Raw genomic sequence first — 17,308 nt, forward strand, 5'->3', positions numbered from 1 at the left:
TCATGGATTTTTCGCTGACTCAAGAGCAGGAAATGCTGGTGTCGTCGCTGCGTCAGTTCGTCGAGAAGGAACTGCAGCCCCATGAATTCGCGGTCGACCGTGCGGACGACGTGCCGCCCGAACTCGCCGATTCGATCCGCCGCAAGGCGCTCGAACTGGGTTTCTACGCGTTCAACATGCCCGAAAGCGCCGGCGGCCCGGGCCTCGACTACGTGACGCAGGCGCTCGTCGAGCGCGAGCTCGGCCGCACGAGCTGGGCGCTGCACGTGTTCGTCGCGCGGCCGAGCAAGATCCTGATGGCGTGCAAGGGCGACCAGATCGAGCGTTACCTGAAGCCGACCGTGCGCGGCGAGCGCGTGGACTGCTTCGCGCTGACCGAGCCGGGCGCCGGTTCCGACGCGATGGGCATCCGCACGCGTGCGGTGCGCGACGGCGACGACTACGTGATCAACGGCAGCAAGCACTTCATCAGCCACGCGGATACGGCCGATTTCGTGATCCTGTTTGCCGTCACCGGCGAGGAGGAAGTGCGCGGCCAGAAGCGCAAGCGCGTGACCTGCTTCCTGATCGACAAGGACACGCCGGGCATGACCGTGCGGCGCGGCCCGCACTGCACGAGCCTGCGCGGCTACCACCAGTCGGAAATCTTCCTGTCCGACTGCCGCGTCAGCACCGCGCAGATCCTCGGCGAGGAACATCGCGGCTTCGATCTCGCGAACGACTGGCTCACCGCCGGCCGCGTGATGGTCGCGGCCAACAACATCGGCCGTGCGCAGCGCGCGTTCGAGATGGCGGCCGAATGGGCGGCGACACGCCAGCAGTTCGGCAAGCGCATCGGCGAATTCCAGGGCACGTCGTTCAAGCTCGCCGACATGCAGACCGAGATCCGCGCGGCGGAACTCGTCACGCTCTACACCGCGCAGAAGCTCGACCTGGGCACGATGACCGACGGCGATGCCGCGCTCGCGAAGCTGCTGGCGACCGAAACGCTCGGCCGCGTGACCGATCATGCGGTGCAGATCTACGGCGGCATGGGGCTGATGGACGAACTGCCGATCGAGCGCTTCTGGCGCGATGCGCGCATCGAGCGCATCTGGGAAGGCACGTCCGAGATCCAGCGGCACATCCTGTCCAAGGAAATCCTCCGACGCTACAGCTGACGCGAACCGTCGCGCCGGCCCGTCCGGCGCGACTTCCGAAAGGACTTTTCATGACTTCCACTCCCGCAGTCAGGAATCGCCGCACCACCGCCGCGGCCAACCTGCGCCGGCTGCTCGAGCCGGCCAGCATCGCGTTCGTCGGCGGACGCGGCATCGCGGGCGCCGTGCAGCGCTGTCGCGACTACGGTTACGCCGGCGATATCTGGCTCGTCAACCCGAACCACGCCGAGATCGACGGCGTGCGCTGCCATGCGAGCGTCGCCGACCTGCCCGCCGCGCCGGATGCCGTGTTCGTCGCGGTGCCCGCGCGGCAGGCGATCGACGTCGTGCGCGCGCTCGCCGAACGCGGCGCGGGCGGCGCGATCGTCTACGCGTCGGGTTTCTCCGAGACCGGCGCCGACGGCGCCGCGCTGCAGCAGGCGCTCGTCGACGCGGCCGGCGACCTGGCCGTGCTCGGGCCGAACTGCTACGGGCTGATCAACGGCCTGAACGGCAGCGCGCTGTGGCCCGTCGCGCACGGCGCGCCGCGCGTCGAGTCGGGTGTCGCCGTGATCACGCAGAGCGGCAACCTCGCGTACAACCTGTCGATGAGCGCCCGCTCGGTGCCGTTCGCGTACCTCGCGAGCGTCGGCAACCAGGCCTCGGTCGACATCGCCCGCCTCGTCGACGCGTTCGTCAACGATCCGCGTATCCGCGCGATCGGCGTGCATCTCGAAGGCCTGAAGGACGTGCGCGGGTTCAGCGAAGCCGCCGCACGCGCGCTCGCGCGCGGCGTGCCGATCGTCGCGCTGAAGAGCGGCACGTCGACGCTCGGCGCGCAGCTCGCGATGAGCCACACGAGTTCGCTCGCGGGCTCGGACGCGCTGTACGACGCGCTGTTCCGGCGGCTCGGCGTGATCCGCGTGAAGGATCCGGTCGGCCTCGTCGAGACGCTGAAGCTGCTCGCGATCGCCGGCGTGCCCGAGCGCCGCACGCTGGCCGCGCTCGCAACGTCCGGCGGCGATGCGGGGCTCGTCGCCGATCTCGGCGAAGCGCACGGCATCGCGTTCCCGCCGGTCGGCGACGCGGGCCGCGACACGCTCGGCAACGTGCTGCCCGCCTACGCGACGATCGCGAACCCGCTCGACTTCACGACGACCCCGTGGGGCGATCCCGACAAGATGCGCGCGTGCTGCGACGCGCTGCTGGCCGATCGCCCGGGCGCGGCCGCGATGATCCTCGACTATCCGCAGGAAGCGACCGGCGAACGGCCGCTGTGCGACATCGCGGCCAACGCGTTCGCGGCGTCCGCGCGCCAGCACGGCGTGGTCGGCGCGGTCATCTCGGTGTTTCCGGACCTGACGCCGCCCGATCACGCGGCGCGCATGGCCGCGGCCGGCATCGCGCCGCTGCAGGGGCTCGCCGACGGGATCGACGCGATCGGCGCGGCGATGACCTACGGCGACACGCGCCGCCGCATCCTCGACGCCGATGCGCTGAACGCACTGCCCGTGTTGCGGGCCGGCCATGGTGACGACGGCGCGGCCACGCTGCACGACGAATGGGCGAGCAAGCGGATGCTGGCCGCGCACGGGCTCGACGTGCCGCCCGCCGAATGCGTCGCCCCCGCCGATGCGCCGGCCGCCGCGCAGCGGCTCGGTTTTCCGGTGTGCGTGAAGGTCGTCAGCGATCGCCTGCCGCACAAGACCGAGGCCGGTGCGGTCGCGCTGAAGCTCGCGTCGCCCGAGGCCGTCGCCGCCGCGGTCGAGCGGATGACCGAGCAAGTCGCGCGTCATGCACCCGACGTGCGCGTCGAGCGCATCCTCGTCGAGAAGATGGCCGACGCGCCGCTGCTCGAACTGATCGTCGGCGTGAAGCGCGAGCCGAACTTCGGTCTCGCGCTCGTGCTCGGCGCCGGCGGCGTGCTGGTCGAGCTGATCCGCGACACCGCGACGCTGCTGCTGCCGGTGCGGGAAAGCGACGTGCGCGACGCGCTGCTCGGGTTGAAGCTCGGGCCGCTGCTGACCGGCTATCGCGGGCGGCCGAAGGCCGATCTCGATGCCGTCGTCGCGAACGTGATGGCGATCGCGCGCTTCGCGCAGGCGCACGCGGATACGCTCGTTGAGCTCGACGTCAATCCGCTGCTGGCGATGGAACACGGCGCGGTCGCGGTCGATGCGCTGGTGAGGCTCGACGCATGACGCCGACGTGAAGCGCACCGGCCAGCTCGCGCGATGCGCGGGCGGGCCGGACCTTGCGCGATGAGCGCCCGCCGGACAGGCTTACCGTGACAGCGCGGTGGCGGAGAAGGTCGGCGCGCGCCAGTTCAACCCGATGATGATGCCGAGCACGCAAAGCGCTGCCGTGTAGTAGCCCGGAGCCGCGGTCATGCCCAGCTTGCCGACGAAATACGAAGCGACCGCGGGCGCCGTTCCGCCGAATACCGCATACGCCGTGTTGTACGCCAGTGCGAACCCGGTGAACCGGACTTCAGGCGGGAAGCTGCGCACGATGATGTACGGCCCGAGCGTGATGGTCCCGACCAGGAATCCGCCGGTCACATAGAGCGGCCACGATACGGCCCCGCCCGACGAGAGCATCCAATAGAACGCACCGCACGTAACGAGCATACCGGCGCAGCCGATTGCGTACGCCCGCCCGCCTCCGATCGCGTCGGCCGCCCAGCCGGCGACGACGCTACCCAGAATCAGCATCAGGATCGACCACGAATTCATCGTGAATACCGTCTTGGCGTCGATATGAAACTGCGACTGCAGAAACGTCGGCGTGAACAGGAAATAGAGTACGAAGACGCCCGAAAACACCCACGTGGCCAACATCGACACGGTGATCGCGCCGCGATGATTCCTGAGCACGATCGACAGCGGCAGCCGCGTGTCGGCCATTCGCTGCGCGCGCAGCGCCTCGAACACGGGCGTCTCGTGCAGATAGCGGCGCAAGTAGACGGACACGAGCCCGAACGCGCCACCGGCAATAAACGGCACGCGCCAGCCCCACGCATGCAGGCTCTCGGAATCGAGGTTCGCGGACAGGTATTTGGCACTCAGCGCCCCGAGCAGGATCCCGGTACACAATCCCGCCATCAGCAATCCGCATGCAAGGCCGACGCGATCGCGGCGCACATGCTCCGAGCAGAAGATCCAGGCGCCCGGCACTTCGCCGCCCACCGACAGGCCCTGCAACACGCGGCACAGCAGGAACAGCAGCGGCGCGACGATCCCGAGCGTCGCATAGCCCGGCAGCAGGCCGATCAGCAGCGTCGGAAACGCCATCAGGAACAGGCTCAGCGCGAACATCTTCTTGCGTCCAATCCGGTCGCCGAAGTGCGCGAAGAAGATGCCGCCGATCGGGCGAACGAGATACCCGGCCGCGAAAACGCAGAACACCTCGAGCTGGGCGAGCCATTCAGGCGTATGCGGCGGAAAGAACACGGTCGCGAGCAGCTTCGTGAAAAACACGGCGACGATGAAATCGTAATACTCGAGCGCACCGCCCAACGACGCCAAGAACAACGTCTTGACGTCGTTGCGCGACAGCGAACGCACATCCGTCGACAGTTCGCCGGGTTGCACGGGGGTTGAATTCATTGCAATCTCCAAACACTTGAAAGGTTCTATTCCGTTCGTTATCTTTATAATCAGTACACTGACATATTGTGTTTTATATCGATAAATTTCTCCGTGCAACCATGGTTTCCCTGACGTCAGCCAAGCGGCGATCCCCGGCCGCGCAATGCCCGGTGGTGGCCGGGCTACAATGTCCCCATCGAACGACCCATCTGGATGTTCCGTCATGACTTCCGCTACGAACAAGAACACGCCCAAACCCGAACCGGACCTGGAGACGGGCCATCTGTGGCAGCGCCCCGGCTTCCTGATCCGGCGGCTGAACCAGATTCACATCGCGCTGTTCTTCGAATGCTGCAAGGGGTTCGACATCACGCCTGTCCAGTACGGCCTGCTGACGACGCTGAACGAGCGTCCCGGTCTCGACCAGACCTCCCTGTGCGCCGAGGTCGGCGTCGATCGCACCACGATGGCCGACGTGCTGCGACGCCTGGAAGAGCGCGGGCTCGTCAAGCGCGAGCCGAGCCCGGTAGACGGCCGGCAGAAGCTCGCGCACATCTCCGCGAAAGGCACGCGAATCATGAACGACATGTACGACAGCATGCGCGAGGCGCAGGTCAGGTTCATGGAGCCGCTGACGTCGAAGGAGCGCACCGAGTTCGTCCGGATGATGATGGCGCTCGTCGAAGGCAACAACCAGCACGGGCGAACCTCGCTCAAGCATTTCGACTGACCCGCACACCTGTCGCGCGGTCAGAACCGGTGCAATATCCCGACGCGCGCGAGCATCTGGCGGTTGTTGTCCGACGGGCTCGACACCGCCATGATCCATGCCTTCGGCTGATCGTCTCCCGACACTTGCTGGTACACGGCTTCCACATAGGCAACCGTCCGCTTCGACAGTGCATAGCGCGCACCGAGAGAGAACTGGTTCGCCCGATCGTCGTGAAGCACACTGTTGCCGCGCATCAGTTCGTAATCGCCGCCGACCGATAGCGCCGCATCGACCTGGTAGCGCACACCGGCCTGATACACGTCGATTCGCGCGTCATTTGCGGTGTTCATCGTATTCGTGTAAAGCACGTTGAACGTCAGCGCCCCAAGCGCATACGTCGCGCCGGCGCCGAAATTCCGGATGCCGCGCATGCCGCTGCCGAGCTGCGGATACCGCTGGTACGTGTAGGCCGCGCCGAGCGACAGCGCACCGATTGCATAGTTGACGCCCGCGCTTTGCCCACTCTGCTGCGCAATCGAACCCGGGACGCCGCCGAACCCGGCCATCACGCCTGCCGACAGGCCGTTCCAGGTCGGCGTCACATACTTCGCGGCATTGGGCATCGCGGTTCCCGACATCCGGTCGAAGTTCGAGCTGCCCGTCACGTTGTTCGGGATGCCGAGGCCCGCAAACGGACCCTGCCGAAAACCGTACAGCCCGGCAATCGCCACCGAATTGTCGTACCGAAGCAGGCTGTCGATCATGAAGTCGTACTGCTCGCCGAACGTCAGCTTGCCGAGACGATCGCTGGCGAGCCCGACATAGGCGGTGCGGCCGAACAGCCCGCCGCCATTGGTCGGAAAGATCGCCCCGGTGCCGAGATTGAACTGGTCGGTCAGCTCGAACACCGCGCGATAACCGCCGCCCAGATCTTCCTGGCCGCGCAACCCCCATAAATTGGGTGACGCGATACCGGTATCCATCACTGTGTTGTGCTGCCCTTTCTGGTTGTTCACCATCGTCAGGCCCGCGTCGAGCACGCCCCACAACTGGACGCTCGACGCATCCGCCCACGCCGACGCCGACGCGGACCACCCGAGTGCACCCATTCCGATCGCCGCCACTTGCCATGCGCGCATTGTCGTTTTCCTTGAAAAGATCTCAACCGTGGCGGCCCGTCTTTGCGCGGGCCGCGTAATTTTCATGAAGTAACTGCGTCAGTGCGACACGTCGCGCCGGAACGTCTCCGGAACGAATGCAGCGCCGATCACGACCGAGACGATCGCAACCGTGACCGGATACCAGAGGCCGAAATAGACGTTTCCATGCGCGACCGCCATCGCCGACACGACGAACGGCAGCATGCCGCCGAACCAGCCGGAGCCGAGGTGAAACGGCAGCGACAGCGATGTGTAGCGGATGCGCGCGGGAAACAGCTCGACCATGAACGCGGCCATCGGGCCATACACCATCGTCAGGTAGAAGATCAGCAGCCACATCAGCAGCACGACCGCGACGCCGTCGATCCGTGCCGGATCGGCGCGATCGGTCCAGCCGGCCGCGAGCAATGTGTGCCGCAGTGCGGCCGGATCGGCACCTTCGATCCTGGCGCCGCCGATCGTCGTGTACGGCGCACCCGATGTGCGCGCCTGTTCGTACGACACGCCGGACGCGCTCAGGAACGCGCGAATCCGGTCGCATTCGGTACGCGGCGCACCGAACAGCGAGAAATGGCAATCGTCCGCATGCACGACCACGGCCGTACGCGCCTGAAACGCCTCGAGCTGCGGGTTCGCATAGTGCGTAAGCGCATGGAAGATCGGTACGGTCGTCGTGGCCAGCAGTGCGCATGCGGTCACCATGATCCACTTGCGCCCGATCCGGTCGGACAGCCAGCCGAAGAACAGGTAGAACGGAAACGCGCCGACCAGCGCGATCGCGAGATACAGGTTGACCGTCTCGGGCACGACCTTGAGCGTGTTCTGCAGGAAGTACATCGAATAGAAATGCCCGGTGCCGAACACCACTCCGACACCCGAAGCCGTGCTGAACAGCATCACCAGCACGTACTTCAGGTTCGCCCACGTGCCGAAACTTTCGCCGATCGGCGACTTCGACAGCTTGCCGGTTTCCTTCATCCGCTGGAACGTCGGCGATTCGGCGAGACGCGTGCGCAGGCAGACGGAAATCACAAGCAGGACCAGCGAGACCAGGAACGGAATGCGCCATCCCCACACCTGGAACGCATCGTGTCCGACCAGCGCGTGCGTCGCGCCCACCACCGCGATCGACGACAGCAGGCCGAGCGTCGCGGTGGTCTGCAATGCGCTCGTATAGAGCCCGCGGCGCCCGTCCGGCGCATGCTCGGCCAGATAGGTCGCGGCGCCGCCCGTCTCGCCGCCCAGCGCGAAGCCCTGCAGCAACCGGAGCACCACCAGCAACACGGGCGCGGCAACGCCGACGTGCGCGTACGGCGGCAACAGGCCGACACCGACCGTCGCGACGCCCATCAACACGATGGTGGCCATGAACGTGTACTTCCGGCCGATGCGGTCGCCGAGACGACCGAAGAACAGCGCGCCGAGCGGACGCACGAGGAAGCCCGCGCCGAATGTCGCGAGGCTGGCCAGGAAGGCGGCGGTTGCGTTTCCGCTTGGAAAGAACAGCGTGCTGAACGTCGCGGCGAGCGCCGCGTAAATGTAGAAGTCGTACCACTCGAGCAAGGCGCCGAACGATGATGCGACGATCAGCGTGAATTCGCTGCGCGTGACCGTGCGCGTCGCCGGGGTGGGCGTCGCTGTCAACATGTTGTCTCCTTCGCCCGGGTCGCGCCGGGCCGATCGTGTTATCCGGCCGATCGCGGGAGCGGCGGCCTGCGTTTCGCGTTCGATCCGGTGGGGCGTCCGTCAGGTACGGGCCGGATGCCCCGCGCGGTCATTTCGCGCGATCCAGAATCTCGAGCGCCTCATCCCGCGCGAGTACCGCCGCGTACTTCTGCGCCATGTCGAAGAGATTGGCGTCGTGCGGAGCGATGGCCCGATCGCCGACACAGTCGGACAGCACGAACGGGCGAAAGCCGTACTGCATCGCGTCCACCACGCTCGCCCGCACGCATCCGCTCGTGACAGCGCCGGCGATCGCGAGCGTGCGCACACCATGCTGCGCGAGCCATGCCGCAAGCGGCGTACCGAAGAAAGCCGACGGGCCCGTCTTGCGCACGACGAGTTCGCCCGCCCACGGCGTCAGCTCCGGCACGATCGCGCTGTCGTGCGCGTGCTCCTTCAACGCGAGCAGCCCGGGCACCTTCGCGGTGAAAATGTTCCCGTCGGCGTCGTCGTCCGCAAACACGATGCGCGTATGGGCAACCGGCCACCCGCGCGAACGCGCGGCCGCAAGCAGCGGCACCGTGCGTTCGATCGCCGGGGCGATGTTGCCGCCGCCGAACACGTCCGGATCGGCGAAGCCGTTCACGAAGTCGACGATCAGCAGGCCGACCGGCGCAACCGGTTCGAGCGCCGCACCGAAGCTCTGGCGGCGATAGGTATCGAGATCATGTGACATCGCGGTTTCCTCAAACGACCTTGCCGTTGCGCACGACCGCTTCCCCGTCGAGGAAAACGTCGCAGTGCCGCAACGGAATGTCGATGTGACAGGTGGTGGTTCGCTGGCCGCCGCCTTCGTTGTTCGGCCCGAGCGAGAACAGGAAATTGCCTTCGAATGCGCGGGCGTCCATGCCGATGGTGGCCTCGCGGTCGTACAGGCCGAGCGTCGACCAGTGGGCCCGCGGTTGCAGCCCCCAGCCGATATGCGAGATCGCATACGCCTCGCGATCGTCGAACGACGCCATGTACTCGGACAGCAACTGCGCGTCGATTCCGCCGTCGATGCGCGTCGCGAAGCCGTTTTCGACCGTGAGCACGATCGGCTCGTGGACGTAGCGCTTCTGCGGAAGCAGGATGTCGCCGCGATCGATCACGATGCGGCCGGACGCACGACCTTCGTCCGGGAACGTCAGCGCGAAGCCGCTCGGCCAGTGATCCCAGCGCCCCGGTTCGTCGACGAAACCGTATTCGGCGATCGCGTCGAACTCGCCGATCGGGCAACGCAGATCGGTTCCCGCCGCCGACACCACATGCATCTCCTTCGCGCGCGCAATGCGCCCGCGGGCCGCCAGTACGCGTTCGCGGTCTTCCAGCGTCGGCACGAGACGCATCAGCACTTCGGGCGGCTCGACCGCGAGCAGGATCTTCGTGCCGCCCTTCAGGATGTCGAGCTGCTCGGGCGAAAACAGCAGCGTCATCAGGTCGAGCACGAGATCGCTCGCCTTGAGCGCGGCAATCGCCGCGCGGTTGCCGGTCAGCGGCGTCGTGCCGAGATACGCGAGCGAATCGCGGCTCAGCGACTTCTCGCCGTTGACGGGCGGCAGGTCCAACCGGTTCACCACCGCACCCATCGACTGGGTCGCGATCAACGCGGTGTTCAGGGTTTGCGGATGGGTGGCCGAACTCGTCAGGATCGTGACGGTTTGGCCTGGTTCGAGGCGAGACAGCGTCAGTACCTGCTTCCACGCGTCGACCATCTGGAAGTCGCTTACGGGCATGATGGGTTCCTTTGAACGGGTATCGTGGATCAGCGCCCGGCCGCGATTTCGAACGGCAGCGGTGCGCCGAGAAATCCGCCGAAGGCCCGATAGAATCCGGCTTCGTCGTCCCATGGGATCATGTGGCCGGCATTCGCGACGTGCGCATGAACGAGATGCGGCACGAGGCGCTGGATTTCGTCAACGTCGGACTGCAGCACGACGTCACCGCGCCCGGCTGTCATCAGCATCACCGGGACGTCGATGGCCGGCAGGTCGCGATGAATGTCGTCGGTGTGAAAGCCGTCGAAGCTCGCGCGCACTGCCCGCTCGTCGCACGTGTGCAGCCATTCGGCGCGAAGCTGCAACTGTTCGTCGGTCCAGGTCGGGCAGAACGCACGCATCGCCTCGTAGCCGGCGCCGTCGCGCGCGATGCGCATCGAGTCGACGTACCATGGGAGCTTCGACGGATACGGCCGCCGCCCCGGCCCCGACACCGGTGGATCGACCAGCACGATGCGCGCCATGCCGGCGGGCTTCGCCGCCGCAGCGCGCACCGCGATCCGCGCGCCCATCGAATGCCCGACGACGCTGTAGCGCTCGAGGCCGAGCGTTTCGGCAAACGCGACGACGTCGCGCGCCTGCGCGTCGAGGCCATAGTCGAGCGTGTCGGATGCCGACGACAGGCCGCGGCCGCGCACGTCGAGAACATAAGTGTCGTAGGTCGTGCCGAAATGCTCGCCGACAAAACCCCAGGTCGCCGCCGGACTCGTGATGCCCGGCACGACCACGACCGGATCCCGCCCGGCACGCAGCCCGTGCCGGCCGCCATAGCGCAGGTAGTGCTGTCGGATACCGTTCGCATGAACGTTGCCGCCATGCATGAAAGTGGAATGCTCGCGCATGAAGACTCCCGTATCGTCAGTACGCGCCGGACAGCAATGCGCCGGCGCCCGGCACGACGGCCTCGAGCCCCAACTGCGTGAGCATCGCGTAGGTCGTCGCGATCGCGGCCGTGATGACCGGCTTGCCCGTCATCGCCTCGACCTTCGCGACGGCCGGCAACGACGGCATCTGCACGCACGCGGACAGCACGATCGCATCGGCGTCCTGGTACGGTAGCGTCTTCACGATGTCGGGCAGGCGCGCCGGATCGTGCCGGCCGACGTCGAGGTTGTCGGGAATTTCCAGCGCGCGATAGGCGAGCACTTCATAGCCTTCGTTGCGGATGTAGTCGACCACGAGTTCGGTGAGCGGCTTCATATACGGCGCGACGACGACGATGCGCTTCGCGCCGATCACCTTCAGCGCGTCGACGAGTGCGCCGGCGCTCGTGATGACGGGCGCATCGCCGCCGTTCTCCTGCGTGCGCTCGCGTAGCCGCGCCTGCGATACGCGGTGATAGCCGTGTCCCATCGCCATGATCGCGACCAGGCACGCATAGCCGAGCACGTCGACGCGCGCGTCGCTCAATTCCACCGCGCAGCGATCGGATTCCGCATCCATCGCTGCGAGTTCCTCCTTCACCACCTTCTTCATCCGCATCCGGCTCGAATGAAATGTGAACCGCTCCGGACGAATCGTCTGACGCGCCTGCAACATGACCGGGATCTCGGTTTCCATCGTCGTGTTGGAACTCGGCACGATCTGGCCGATACGAATTTGCTTGCTCATTACGGATTCCTGTTTCAACGGAGAAGGGTTTCTTGACGTCGGGGCTCGGCGTCAAAGCTTGAAAATGCGCGCCGCATTGCCGTGACAGACGAGTTGCCGCGTCGCGTCGTCGAGCGGCGCCTGTTCGATGAAGTCGGCTGCAATGGCCGTCGACTCGTACGGGTAATCGACCGAAAACATCACCGCGTCGGCGCCCATTTCGCCGATCGCGCCGACCAACGCGGGCGCCGAGCACAAGCCCGACGTCGTGATCAGGATGTTTCGGCCGAAATAGTCGGAAGGCTGGCGTTCGAGCGTCACGCCATGCGAATAAACGGCGAACCGGCTGTCGAAACGCCAGCGCAGGAACGGCAGCCCCTCGCCCATATGGCCGAGGATCAGCTTGACGCCCGGGAAACGGTCGAACACGCCGCCGAACAGCAACCGCAGCGCATGAGTGCCCGTTTCGACACCCCACCCCCACGCCGCGCCCGCCAGTTCCGGATGTCCGTCGAACACGCGTGGCATGATGTATGCGTCGGTCGGATGCAGGTAGAGCGGCACGTCGAGTGCCTGCAGGCAGGCCCAGAACGGGTCGTACGCGCGCTCGTCGTAGTACGTGCCGAACGTGTGCCCGTTCACCAGCGCGCCCTTGAAGCCGAGCGTGCCGACGGTGCGCGTCAACTCGTCGATCGCGGCGTCCGGCGATTGCATCGCGAGCGTCGCGAACCCGCCGAAGCGCGACGGGTGCCGTACGATCTGTGCGGCAAGAAAGTCGTTGCTCTCCCGCGCACGAGCCACCGCGACTGCCGCATCGCGCTCGCCCTGCACGCTGGGGCCGGTCTGGGACAGGATCGTGTAGTCGATGCCCGCGCGGTCCATCTCGGCAAGCCGAAGCTCGTCGAAATCGGCCAGGCGCGCGCCGAGATCGGCCAGCACCGCCGGCGCGATGTGCTGCGTAAAACTCTTTGAGTACGCGTGGAACCCGGGCGTCGAAAAATGTTCTTCCAGCGCGATCTTGCGGATACGGTCGGTCACTTCATGCTCCATTTATTCAGCATACTGACAATTAGGGCGGTATGTCGCGGACACATGCATGCCCGCGGAATCGTCTTCTCAGCGTCCTCCGAACAGGCGCCTGATACGCCCCCAGACGACGCTCCAGATCATCGCGCCGACATTGAACTTCGACGACGCCGGCTCCGCCGCCGGCGCAGCATCGCCGCCAAGCCGCGCGGTGATTCGCGCACCGAAATCGGCGATCATCCGCCGCACGAAATCCTTGACGAGCCCCGATCGCGAAAATTGCGCAAGCGGCCCCTGCAGCATGTATTCAAGCGTGACCGCGACGCGCGTGTGCGTGCCGCCCTGCTCCGGCATGAGTGCATACGTGACGTCGCCGTTCGCGCGCGACCGGCTGATGTTGTCCTGGCCTGCGCCCCGCATCACCGCGCGATGATTCGCGTCGTCGCGCTCGAGCCGGGCGGAGCCCGCAAAATTCGCGGACATCGGGCCAAACTTGATCGCGATGCGGCCCCTGACCTTCTCCACGTCGTGCTCGACGAGTTCCGCGCCCGGCAGACACGCCGTCACCGAGGGCAGATCCCCCATGAACGCCCATACCCGATCGAGCGGGAACGGAACGACGAAGCTGTCGTCGATCGCGGTCCATCCTTTGCGGTCGGAGGCTGTCGCCGCGATGCCGGACGGGCCGGCGTCCTGGATCGGCCGGCCGCGTGGCGCGTCCGGCGCACCGGCTCCCGGATCGGGTCCGGTCCGCTTCGCGTCGAACGTCGCAAAGCCGGTCGTAGCGCGAGTGTTGCCGGCAGACGTCGCCGCCGCGGGCAGCACCGATGGAACCGGTCGGGCAAGCGGGTTGAGTTTCAGGTCGTCGAGTACCCAGCGGATCGCCGCGACGATACCCATGTAACCGGTGCAGCGGCACAAATTGCCCGACAGTTCGAGCCGGATGCGCGCTTCGTCCGCATCCGGAAAGCGCTGCGCGATGTCACGCGCCGTGATGAGCATCCCGGGCGTACAGTAGCCGCACTGCAACGCATGATGCTGCGAGAACGCGCGGCGCAGCCGCGTCATCAGCTCGTCGTCGTCGAAACCCTCGATGGTCCGGATGTCGCGTCGGTCGCATGCGACCGCGAACGTGATGCACGAGCGCACCGGTTCGCCATCGCACAGCACCGTGCACGCGCCACATACGCCATGCTCGCAGCCGAGGTGCGTGCCAGTCAGGTGGTGGGTATCGCGCAGGAAATCGCCGAGATGCACACGTGGTGCGACGTCATTTCGTACGGGTTTGTCGTTGATCGTCAGATCGATGGCAGACATGAAATCTTCCTGTCAAAACGGCCTATCGGCCGAACGCGGCGGCAAGACAGCGCTCGACCGCCGCCTCGTGCATGCCGCGGTCGATTGCATCGGCGTTGGGCATCACGCTCGCGACCGCTTCGGCGATCGCCGCTTGTGTCGCCGCCGCCGGCCCCTGGCGCGCAATCGCGACCGCCAGCGCGTCGAGCGCGGCCGGCGGGCCGTCGAGCGCACCGGCCACGACCCGCGCCAAGCCGCTTTCCGGATCGAATACAGCCGCCGCGCTCGCGTGCGCGAATTCGCCGGTCTTACGGCATAGCTTGTAGTAGCCCCAGCGCGCGGCTTCGCTCGTTTTCGGCACGAGCACCGCGGAGATCAGCTCGCCGTCCGCCAGTTGAGTCGTGAATGCGCCGAGCATGAACGCCGCCGCGCGGACTTGTCGGACGCCCGACGGTCCGGTCAGTTCGAGCCGCGCATCGAGCGCGCTCAGCGCAAGCGGCCAGTCGGCCGCCGGATCGGCATGCGCAAGACTGCCGCCGATCGTGCCGCGATTGCGGATCGCCCGGTACGCGATACCCGATGCGACGGTCTGCAGCATGCCGCCGCGCAGCAACAGATGCTTGCCATCCTCGATTTCCGCATGCGTGACGGCTGCACCGATCCGGATGTCCTTGCCTGCATCGGCGACCTGGCGCAACGCGTCGACGCGCGACACGTCGATCACGCGTGCCGGCCGCGCCAGCCTCAGATTCAGCATCGGCCCCATCGACTGGCTGCCGGCCATCGGCTTGGCGCTTCCATTCCCCTGTTGCAGCTCGTCCAGCGCATCAGCAATCGACGCGCATGCCACGTATTCGAACGCTGCGGCCTTCATCGAATCGTCTCCTCAGCCGCAACCGCGGGATGCACGCCAGATGCGCGGCCGCCCTTCGCCGCATCGATCGCCTGGAGCAGCCGGCGCGGTGTCAGCGGCGTTTCCGACACCAGCGCACCCAGCGGCCGAAGCGCGTCGTTGACCGCATTGAAGAGCGCGGCCGGCGGTGCGATCGCACCGCCCTCGCCCACACCTTTCGCGCCGAATTCCGTGTACGGCGACGGCGTTTCCATATGATGGATGCGCAGCGCCGGCAATTCCGTCGGCCCCGGCAGCATGTAGTCGGCGAGCGTCGACGTCAGCGGCTGTGCATTGTCGTCGTACAGCGTCTCCTCGTAGAACGCGGTGCCGATCCCCTGCGCCGTCCCACCGATCGTCTGCCCTTCGACCACCATCGGATTGATCATCCTGCCGCAGTCTTCGACGATCACGTAGTCGAGAATCTCGACGTGCCCCGTTTGCGTATCGACCGCGACCACCGCCGCATGGGTCGCATAGCTGAATGCGCCCGTATCGACCGCCGGCTTGAAGCCCTGGGTCGTTTCCAGCCCGGCCAGGTCGACGCCTTTCGGCAACGTGTCGGGCCGCAGATACCAGGCGGCCGCGACGTCCGCCAGCGTGACGCTGCCGCCCGCGCCCACGACGCGTCCCGCGTCGAATCGCACCGCGCTCTCCGCTTCATTCAGCAGATGCGCGCCGATCCGGATCAGCCGCGGGATCAGTTCGCGACAGGCCGCCGCGACGGCACCGCCCGCCATCACGATGCTGCGCGACGCATAGGTACCGGTCGAATACGGAGTGAGCGCCGTATCGCCGTGCACCAGCCTGATCTTCTGCACCGGCACGCCAAGCACTTCGTTCGCGATCTGCGCGAGCGTCGTCTCCATGCCCTGCCCGTGCGAATGGATACCCGCGCGCAGTTCGATCCCACCGTCGGCCGTGATGCGCGCTGTGGCCAGATCGTAGCCCGGTACGACAGGCAGGCCCCACGACGCGAACACCGACGTGCCATGCGCCGACTGCTCGGTGAAAGTTGCGAAGCCGACGCCGATCAACCGCCCGTCAGGCTCGCCCTGTGCCTGACGCTGCCGCCAGCGCGGCACGTCGATCTGTTCGACGGCCCGCCTGAGGCTCTCCTGGAAATCCCCGCTGTCGTAGTGCTTCTTCACGACGTTCGTGTACGGCATGTCGGCGCCACGCACCAGGTTGTCGTGACGCACCTCCCACGCTTCGCGCCCGACTGCGCGCGCGATCGCATCCATCGTCAGCTCAATCGCGAAGCACACGCCCGTGCGCGCGACACCACGATACGGCAGGAAGCCAGGCTTGTTAGTCGCCGCGCATTGCGTCCGGCACCGGTAGCCGCGGAAATCGTAAGGCCCGGGCAGGTTGCCGAGCGCCTGCCCGGTCTCGAGCCCGATCGTGAACGGCCACGCCGAGTAAGCGCCGCCATCGATCAACAGATGCGCATCGAGTGCCAGCAAGCGGCCGCGATCGTCCGCGTACGCCGTCAGCTCGTAATGGTGCTGTCGCGTATTCGCGCCCGCGATCAGGTGTTCGCGCCGGTCCTCGATGAACCGGAACGGCCGCTTGTACGTCAGCGCGAGCCACGCGATACACAGCTCCTCCTGCTGCAGCACGCACTTGTAGCCGAATGCGCCGCCGACGTCGGGCGAGATGACGCGCACCTGCGCCTGGTCGAGCCCGAGGCACTGCGCGAGGATCGTGCGGATCATGTGCGGCACCTGCGTCGACGTGATCACGACGAGCTGCGCCTGCGTGTGGTCCCAGTACGCGAGCACGGCCTTGCCTTCCATCGGCACCATGCACTGACGGGCCAGATCTACCCTCTGCTTCACCACGACGCTCGCACGCTGCGCGTGTGCATCGAAATCGATGTCGGCCTTCAGATCGAGAAACAGGTTGTCGGGCCAGTGGTCGTGCACGCGCGTGTCGCTGCGCTCCCGCGCGGCAAACGCATTCGCGAACGCCGGCAGTTCGTCGAGGTCCAGCTCGATCTCCTCGGCGATGTCCTCCGCCTCCGCTCGCGTTCCCGCGAAGCACATCGCGACCGGCTCGCCGACGAAGCGGACCTTGCCCGACGCAAGCGGTGGATGCGCGGACGACTTGTAGCTCGGCAGACTGGAATCGGCGACGATGTCCGTCGCCCCCGTCATGTCTTCCCGTACGATCACCTGATCCACGTACCGGTCAGGCTTGCCGATGCGGCGAACGATCGCGTGCGCGAGCGGACTGCGCAGGAACGCCACTTCCTGCAGGTCTGGAAACGCGTAGTCCGCGACGAATCGCCCTTTCCCGTGCAGGTGCCGCTCGTCCTCACGGCGTCGCACGCGCGCGCCGACGCCGCCGGAATCGACCGGCACCTCCGTCTTCGGTGCCTCGTTCATATGTTTTCCTCCCCGGCCGTCCGCATCGAAC

14 protein-coding genes are annotated in these 17,308 nt (G+C 66.6%); 3 read left to right on the forward strand and 11 right to left on the reverse strand.

The window, feature by feature from the left end:
- Window positions 1-2 precede the first annotated feature (2 nt).
- Both H3H55_RS26340 and H3H55_RS26345 read left to right on the forward strand, forming a co-directional pair.
- Complete coding sequence (locus H3H55_RS26340) at window positions 3-1,160, forward strand: acyl-CoA dehydrogenase family protein (protein ID WP_193100838.1); 1,158 nt, start codon at window positions 3-5, stop codon at window positions 1,158-1,160.
- Window positions 1,161-1,210: 50 nt separating this feature from the next.
- Window positions 1,211-3,340 carry an acetate--CoA ligase family protein gene (locus H3H55_RS26345; RefSeq protein ID WP_193100839.1) on the forward strand — a complete coding sequence of 710 codons (2,130 nt, stop codon included), beginning with the start codon at window positions 1,211-1,213 and terminating at the stop codon, window positions 3,338-3,340.
- Between the two features lie 81 nt (window positions 3,341-3,421).
- Here the strand turns inward: H3H55_RS26345 and H3H55_RS26350 are convergent, their stop codons facing one another.
- Complete coding sequence (locus tag H3H55_RS26350; protein ID WP_193100840.1) at window positions 3,422-4,747, reverse strand: MFS transporter; 1,326 nt, start codon at window positions 4,745-4,747, stop codon at window positions 3,422-3,424.
- Between the two features lie 205 nt (window positions 4,748-4,952).
- Here H3H55_RS26350 and H3H55_RS26355 point away from each other — a divergent pair, with 205 nt between their 5' ends.
- Window positions 4,953-5,459, forward strand: a complete 507-nt coding sequence (locus tag H3H55_RS26355) for a MarR family winged helix-turn-helix transcriptional regulator (protein ID WP_205704422.1) — start codon at window positions 4,953-4,955, stop codon at window positions 5,457-5,459.
- 20 nt (window positions 5,460-5,479) lie between these two features.
- On the opposite strand, the gene H3H55_RS26360 is transcribed toward H3H55_RS26355, so the two are convergent.
- From H3H55_RS26360 to H3H55_RS26405, 10 genes are all read right to left on the reverse strand, one after another.
- A complete protein-coding gene (locus tag H3H55_RS26360) occupies window positions 5,480-6,580 on the reverse strand; it encodes a porin (protein ID WP_193100841.1) in 1,101 nt (366 codons plus the stop codon).
- A 78-nt stretch (window positions 6,581-6,658) separates the two neighbouring features.
- Window positions 6,659-8,248 (reverse strand): MFS transporter, encoded by a 1,590-nt coding sequence (locus H3H55_RS26365; protein ID WP_193100842.1) that lies wholly within the window; start codon window positions 8,246-8,248, stop codon window positions 6,659-6,661.
- A gap of 127 nt (window positions 8,249-8,375) precedes the next feature.
- The gene (locus tag H3H55_RS26370) at window positions 8,376-9,002 is read right to left on the reverse strand and encodes an isochorismatase family protein (RefSeq protein ID WP_193100843.1); all 627 of its coding nucleotides are present in this window, start codon (window positions 9,000-9,002) and stop codon (window positions 8,376-8,378) included.
- Between the two features lie 10 nt (window positions 9,003-9,012).
- A complete protein-coding gene (locus H3H55_RS26375) occupies window positions 9,013-10,041 on the reverse strand; it encodes a 2,5-dihydroxypyridine 5,6-dioxygenase (protein WP_193100844.1) in 1,029 nt (342 codons plus the stop codon).
- 29 nt (window positions 10,042-10,070) lie between these two features.
- Entirely contained in the window at window positions 10,071-10,925 is an 855-nt protein-coding gene (locus H3H55_RS26380) for an alpha/beta fold hydrolase (RefSeq protein ID WP_129517063.1), read from the reverse strand.
- Between the two features lie 16 nt (window positions 10,926-10,941).
- A complete protein-coding gene (locus H3H55_RS26385) occupies window positions 10,942-11,694 on the reverse strand; it encodes an Asp/Glu racemase (RefSeq protein ID WP_193100845.1) in 753 nt (250 codons plus the stop codon).
- Window positions 11,695-11,745: 51 nt separating this feature from the next.
- Entirely contained in the window at window positions 11,746-12,711 is a 966-nt protein-coding gene (locus H3H55_RS26390) for an amidohydrolase family protein (RefSeq protein WP_319022332.1), read from the reverse strand.
- Between the two features lie 78 nt (window positions 12,712-12,789).
- Entirely contained in the window at window positions 12,790-14,016 is a 1,227-nt protein-coding gene (locus H3H55_RS26395; protein WP_193100847.1) for a xanthine dehydrogenase family Fe-S subunit, read from the reverse strand.
- 22 nt (window positions 14,017-14,038) lie between these two features.
- Window positions 14,039-14,869 (reverse strand): FAD binding domain-containing protein, encoded by an 831-nt coding sequence (locus tag H3H55_RS26400; RefSeq protein WP_129517059.1) that lies wholly within the window; start codon window positions 14,867-14,869, stop codon window positions 14,039-14,041.
- Complete coding sequence (locus tag H3H55_RS26405; RefSeq protein ID WP_193100848.1) at window positions 14,866-17,277, reverse strand: xanthine dehydrogenase family protein molybdopterin-binding subunit; 2,412 nt, start codon at window positions 17,275-17,277, stop codon at window positions 14,866-14,868. The genes H3H55_RS26400 and H3H55_RS26405 overlap by 4 nt, the downstream gene beginning before the upstream one ends.
- Window positions 17,278-17,308: the final 31 nt, after the last annotated feature.

This window comes from Burkholderia sp. Z1, assembly GCF_014893795.1.
Taxonomy (GTDB): Bacteria; Pseudomonadota; Gammaproteobacteria; order Burkholderiales; family Burkholderiaceae; genus Burkholderia; species Burkholderia theae.

Coding starts and splice junctions, on each gene's coding strand:
- H3H55_RS26340 (WP_193100838.1), top strand. CDS start 3: ATGGATTTTTCGCTGACTCAAGAGCAGGAAATGCTGGTGTCGTCGCTG.
- H3H55_RS26345 (WP_193100839.1), top strand. CDS start 1,211: ATGACTTCCACTCCCGCAGTCAGGAATCGCCGCACCACCGCCGCGGCC.
- H3H55_RS26350 (WP_193100840.1), bottom strand. CDS start 4,747: ATGAATTCAACCCCCGTGCAACCCGGCGAACTGTCGACGGATGTGCGT.
- H3H55_RS26355 (WP_205704422.1), top strand. CDS start 4,953: ATGACTTCCGCTACGAACAAGAACACGCCCAAACCCGAACCGGACCTG.
- H3H55_RS26360 (WP_193100841.1), bottom strand. CDS start 6,580: ATGCGCGCATGGCAAGTGGCGGCGATCGGAATGGGTGCACTCGGGTGG.
- H3H55_RS26365 (WP_193100842.1), bottom strand. CDS start 8,248: ATGTTGACAGCGACGCCCACCCCGGCGACGCGCACGGTCACGCGCAGC.
- H3H55_RS26370 (WP_193100843.1), bottom strand. CDS start 9,002: ATGTCACATGATCTCGATACCTATCGCCGCCAGAGCTTCGGTGCGGCG.
- H3H55_RS26375 (WP_193100844.1), bottom strand. CDS start 10,041: ATGCCCGTAAGCGACTTCCAGATGGTCGACGCGTGGAAGCAGGTACTG.
- H3H55_RS26380 (WP_129517063.1), bottom strand. CDS start 10,925: ATGCGCGAGCATTCCACTTTCATGCATGGCGGCAACGTTCATGCGAAC.
- H3H55_RS26385 (WP_193100845.1), bottom strand. CDS start 11,694: ATGAGCAAGCAAATTCGTATCGGCCAGATCGTGCCGAGTTCCAACACG.
- H3H55_RS26395 (WP_193100847.1), bottom strand. CDS start 14,016: ATGTCTGCCATCGATCTGACGATCAACGACAAACCCGTACGAAATGAC.
- H3H55_RS26400 (WP_129517059.1), bottom strand. CDS start 14,869: ATGAAGGCCGCAGCGTTCGAATACGTGGCATGCGCGTCGATTGCTGAT.
- H3H55_RS26405 (WP_193100848.1), bottom strand. CDS start 17,277: ATGAACGAGGCACCGAAGACGGAGGTGCCGGTCGATTCCGGCGGCGTC.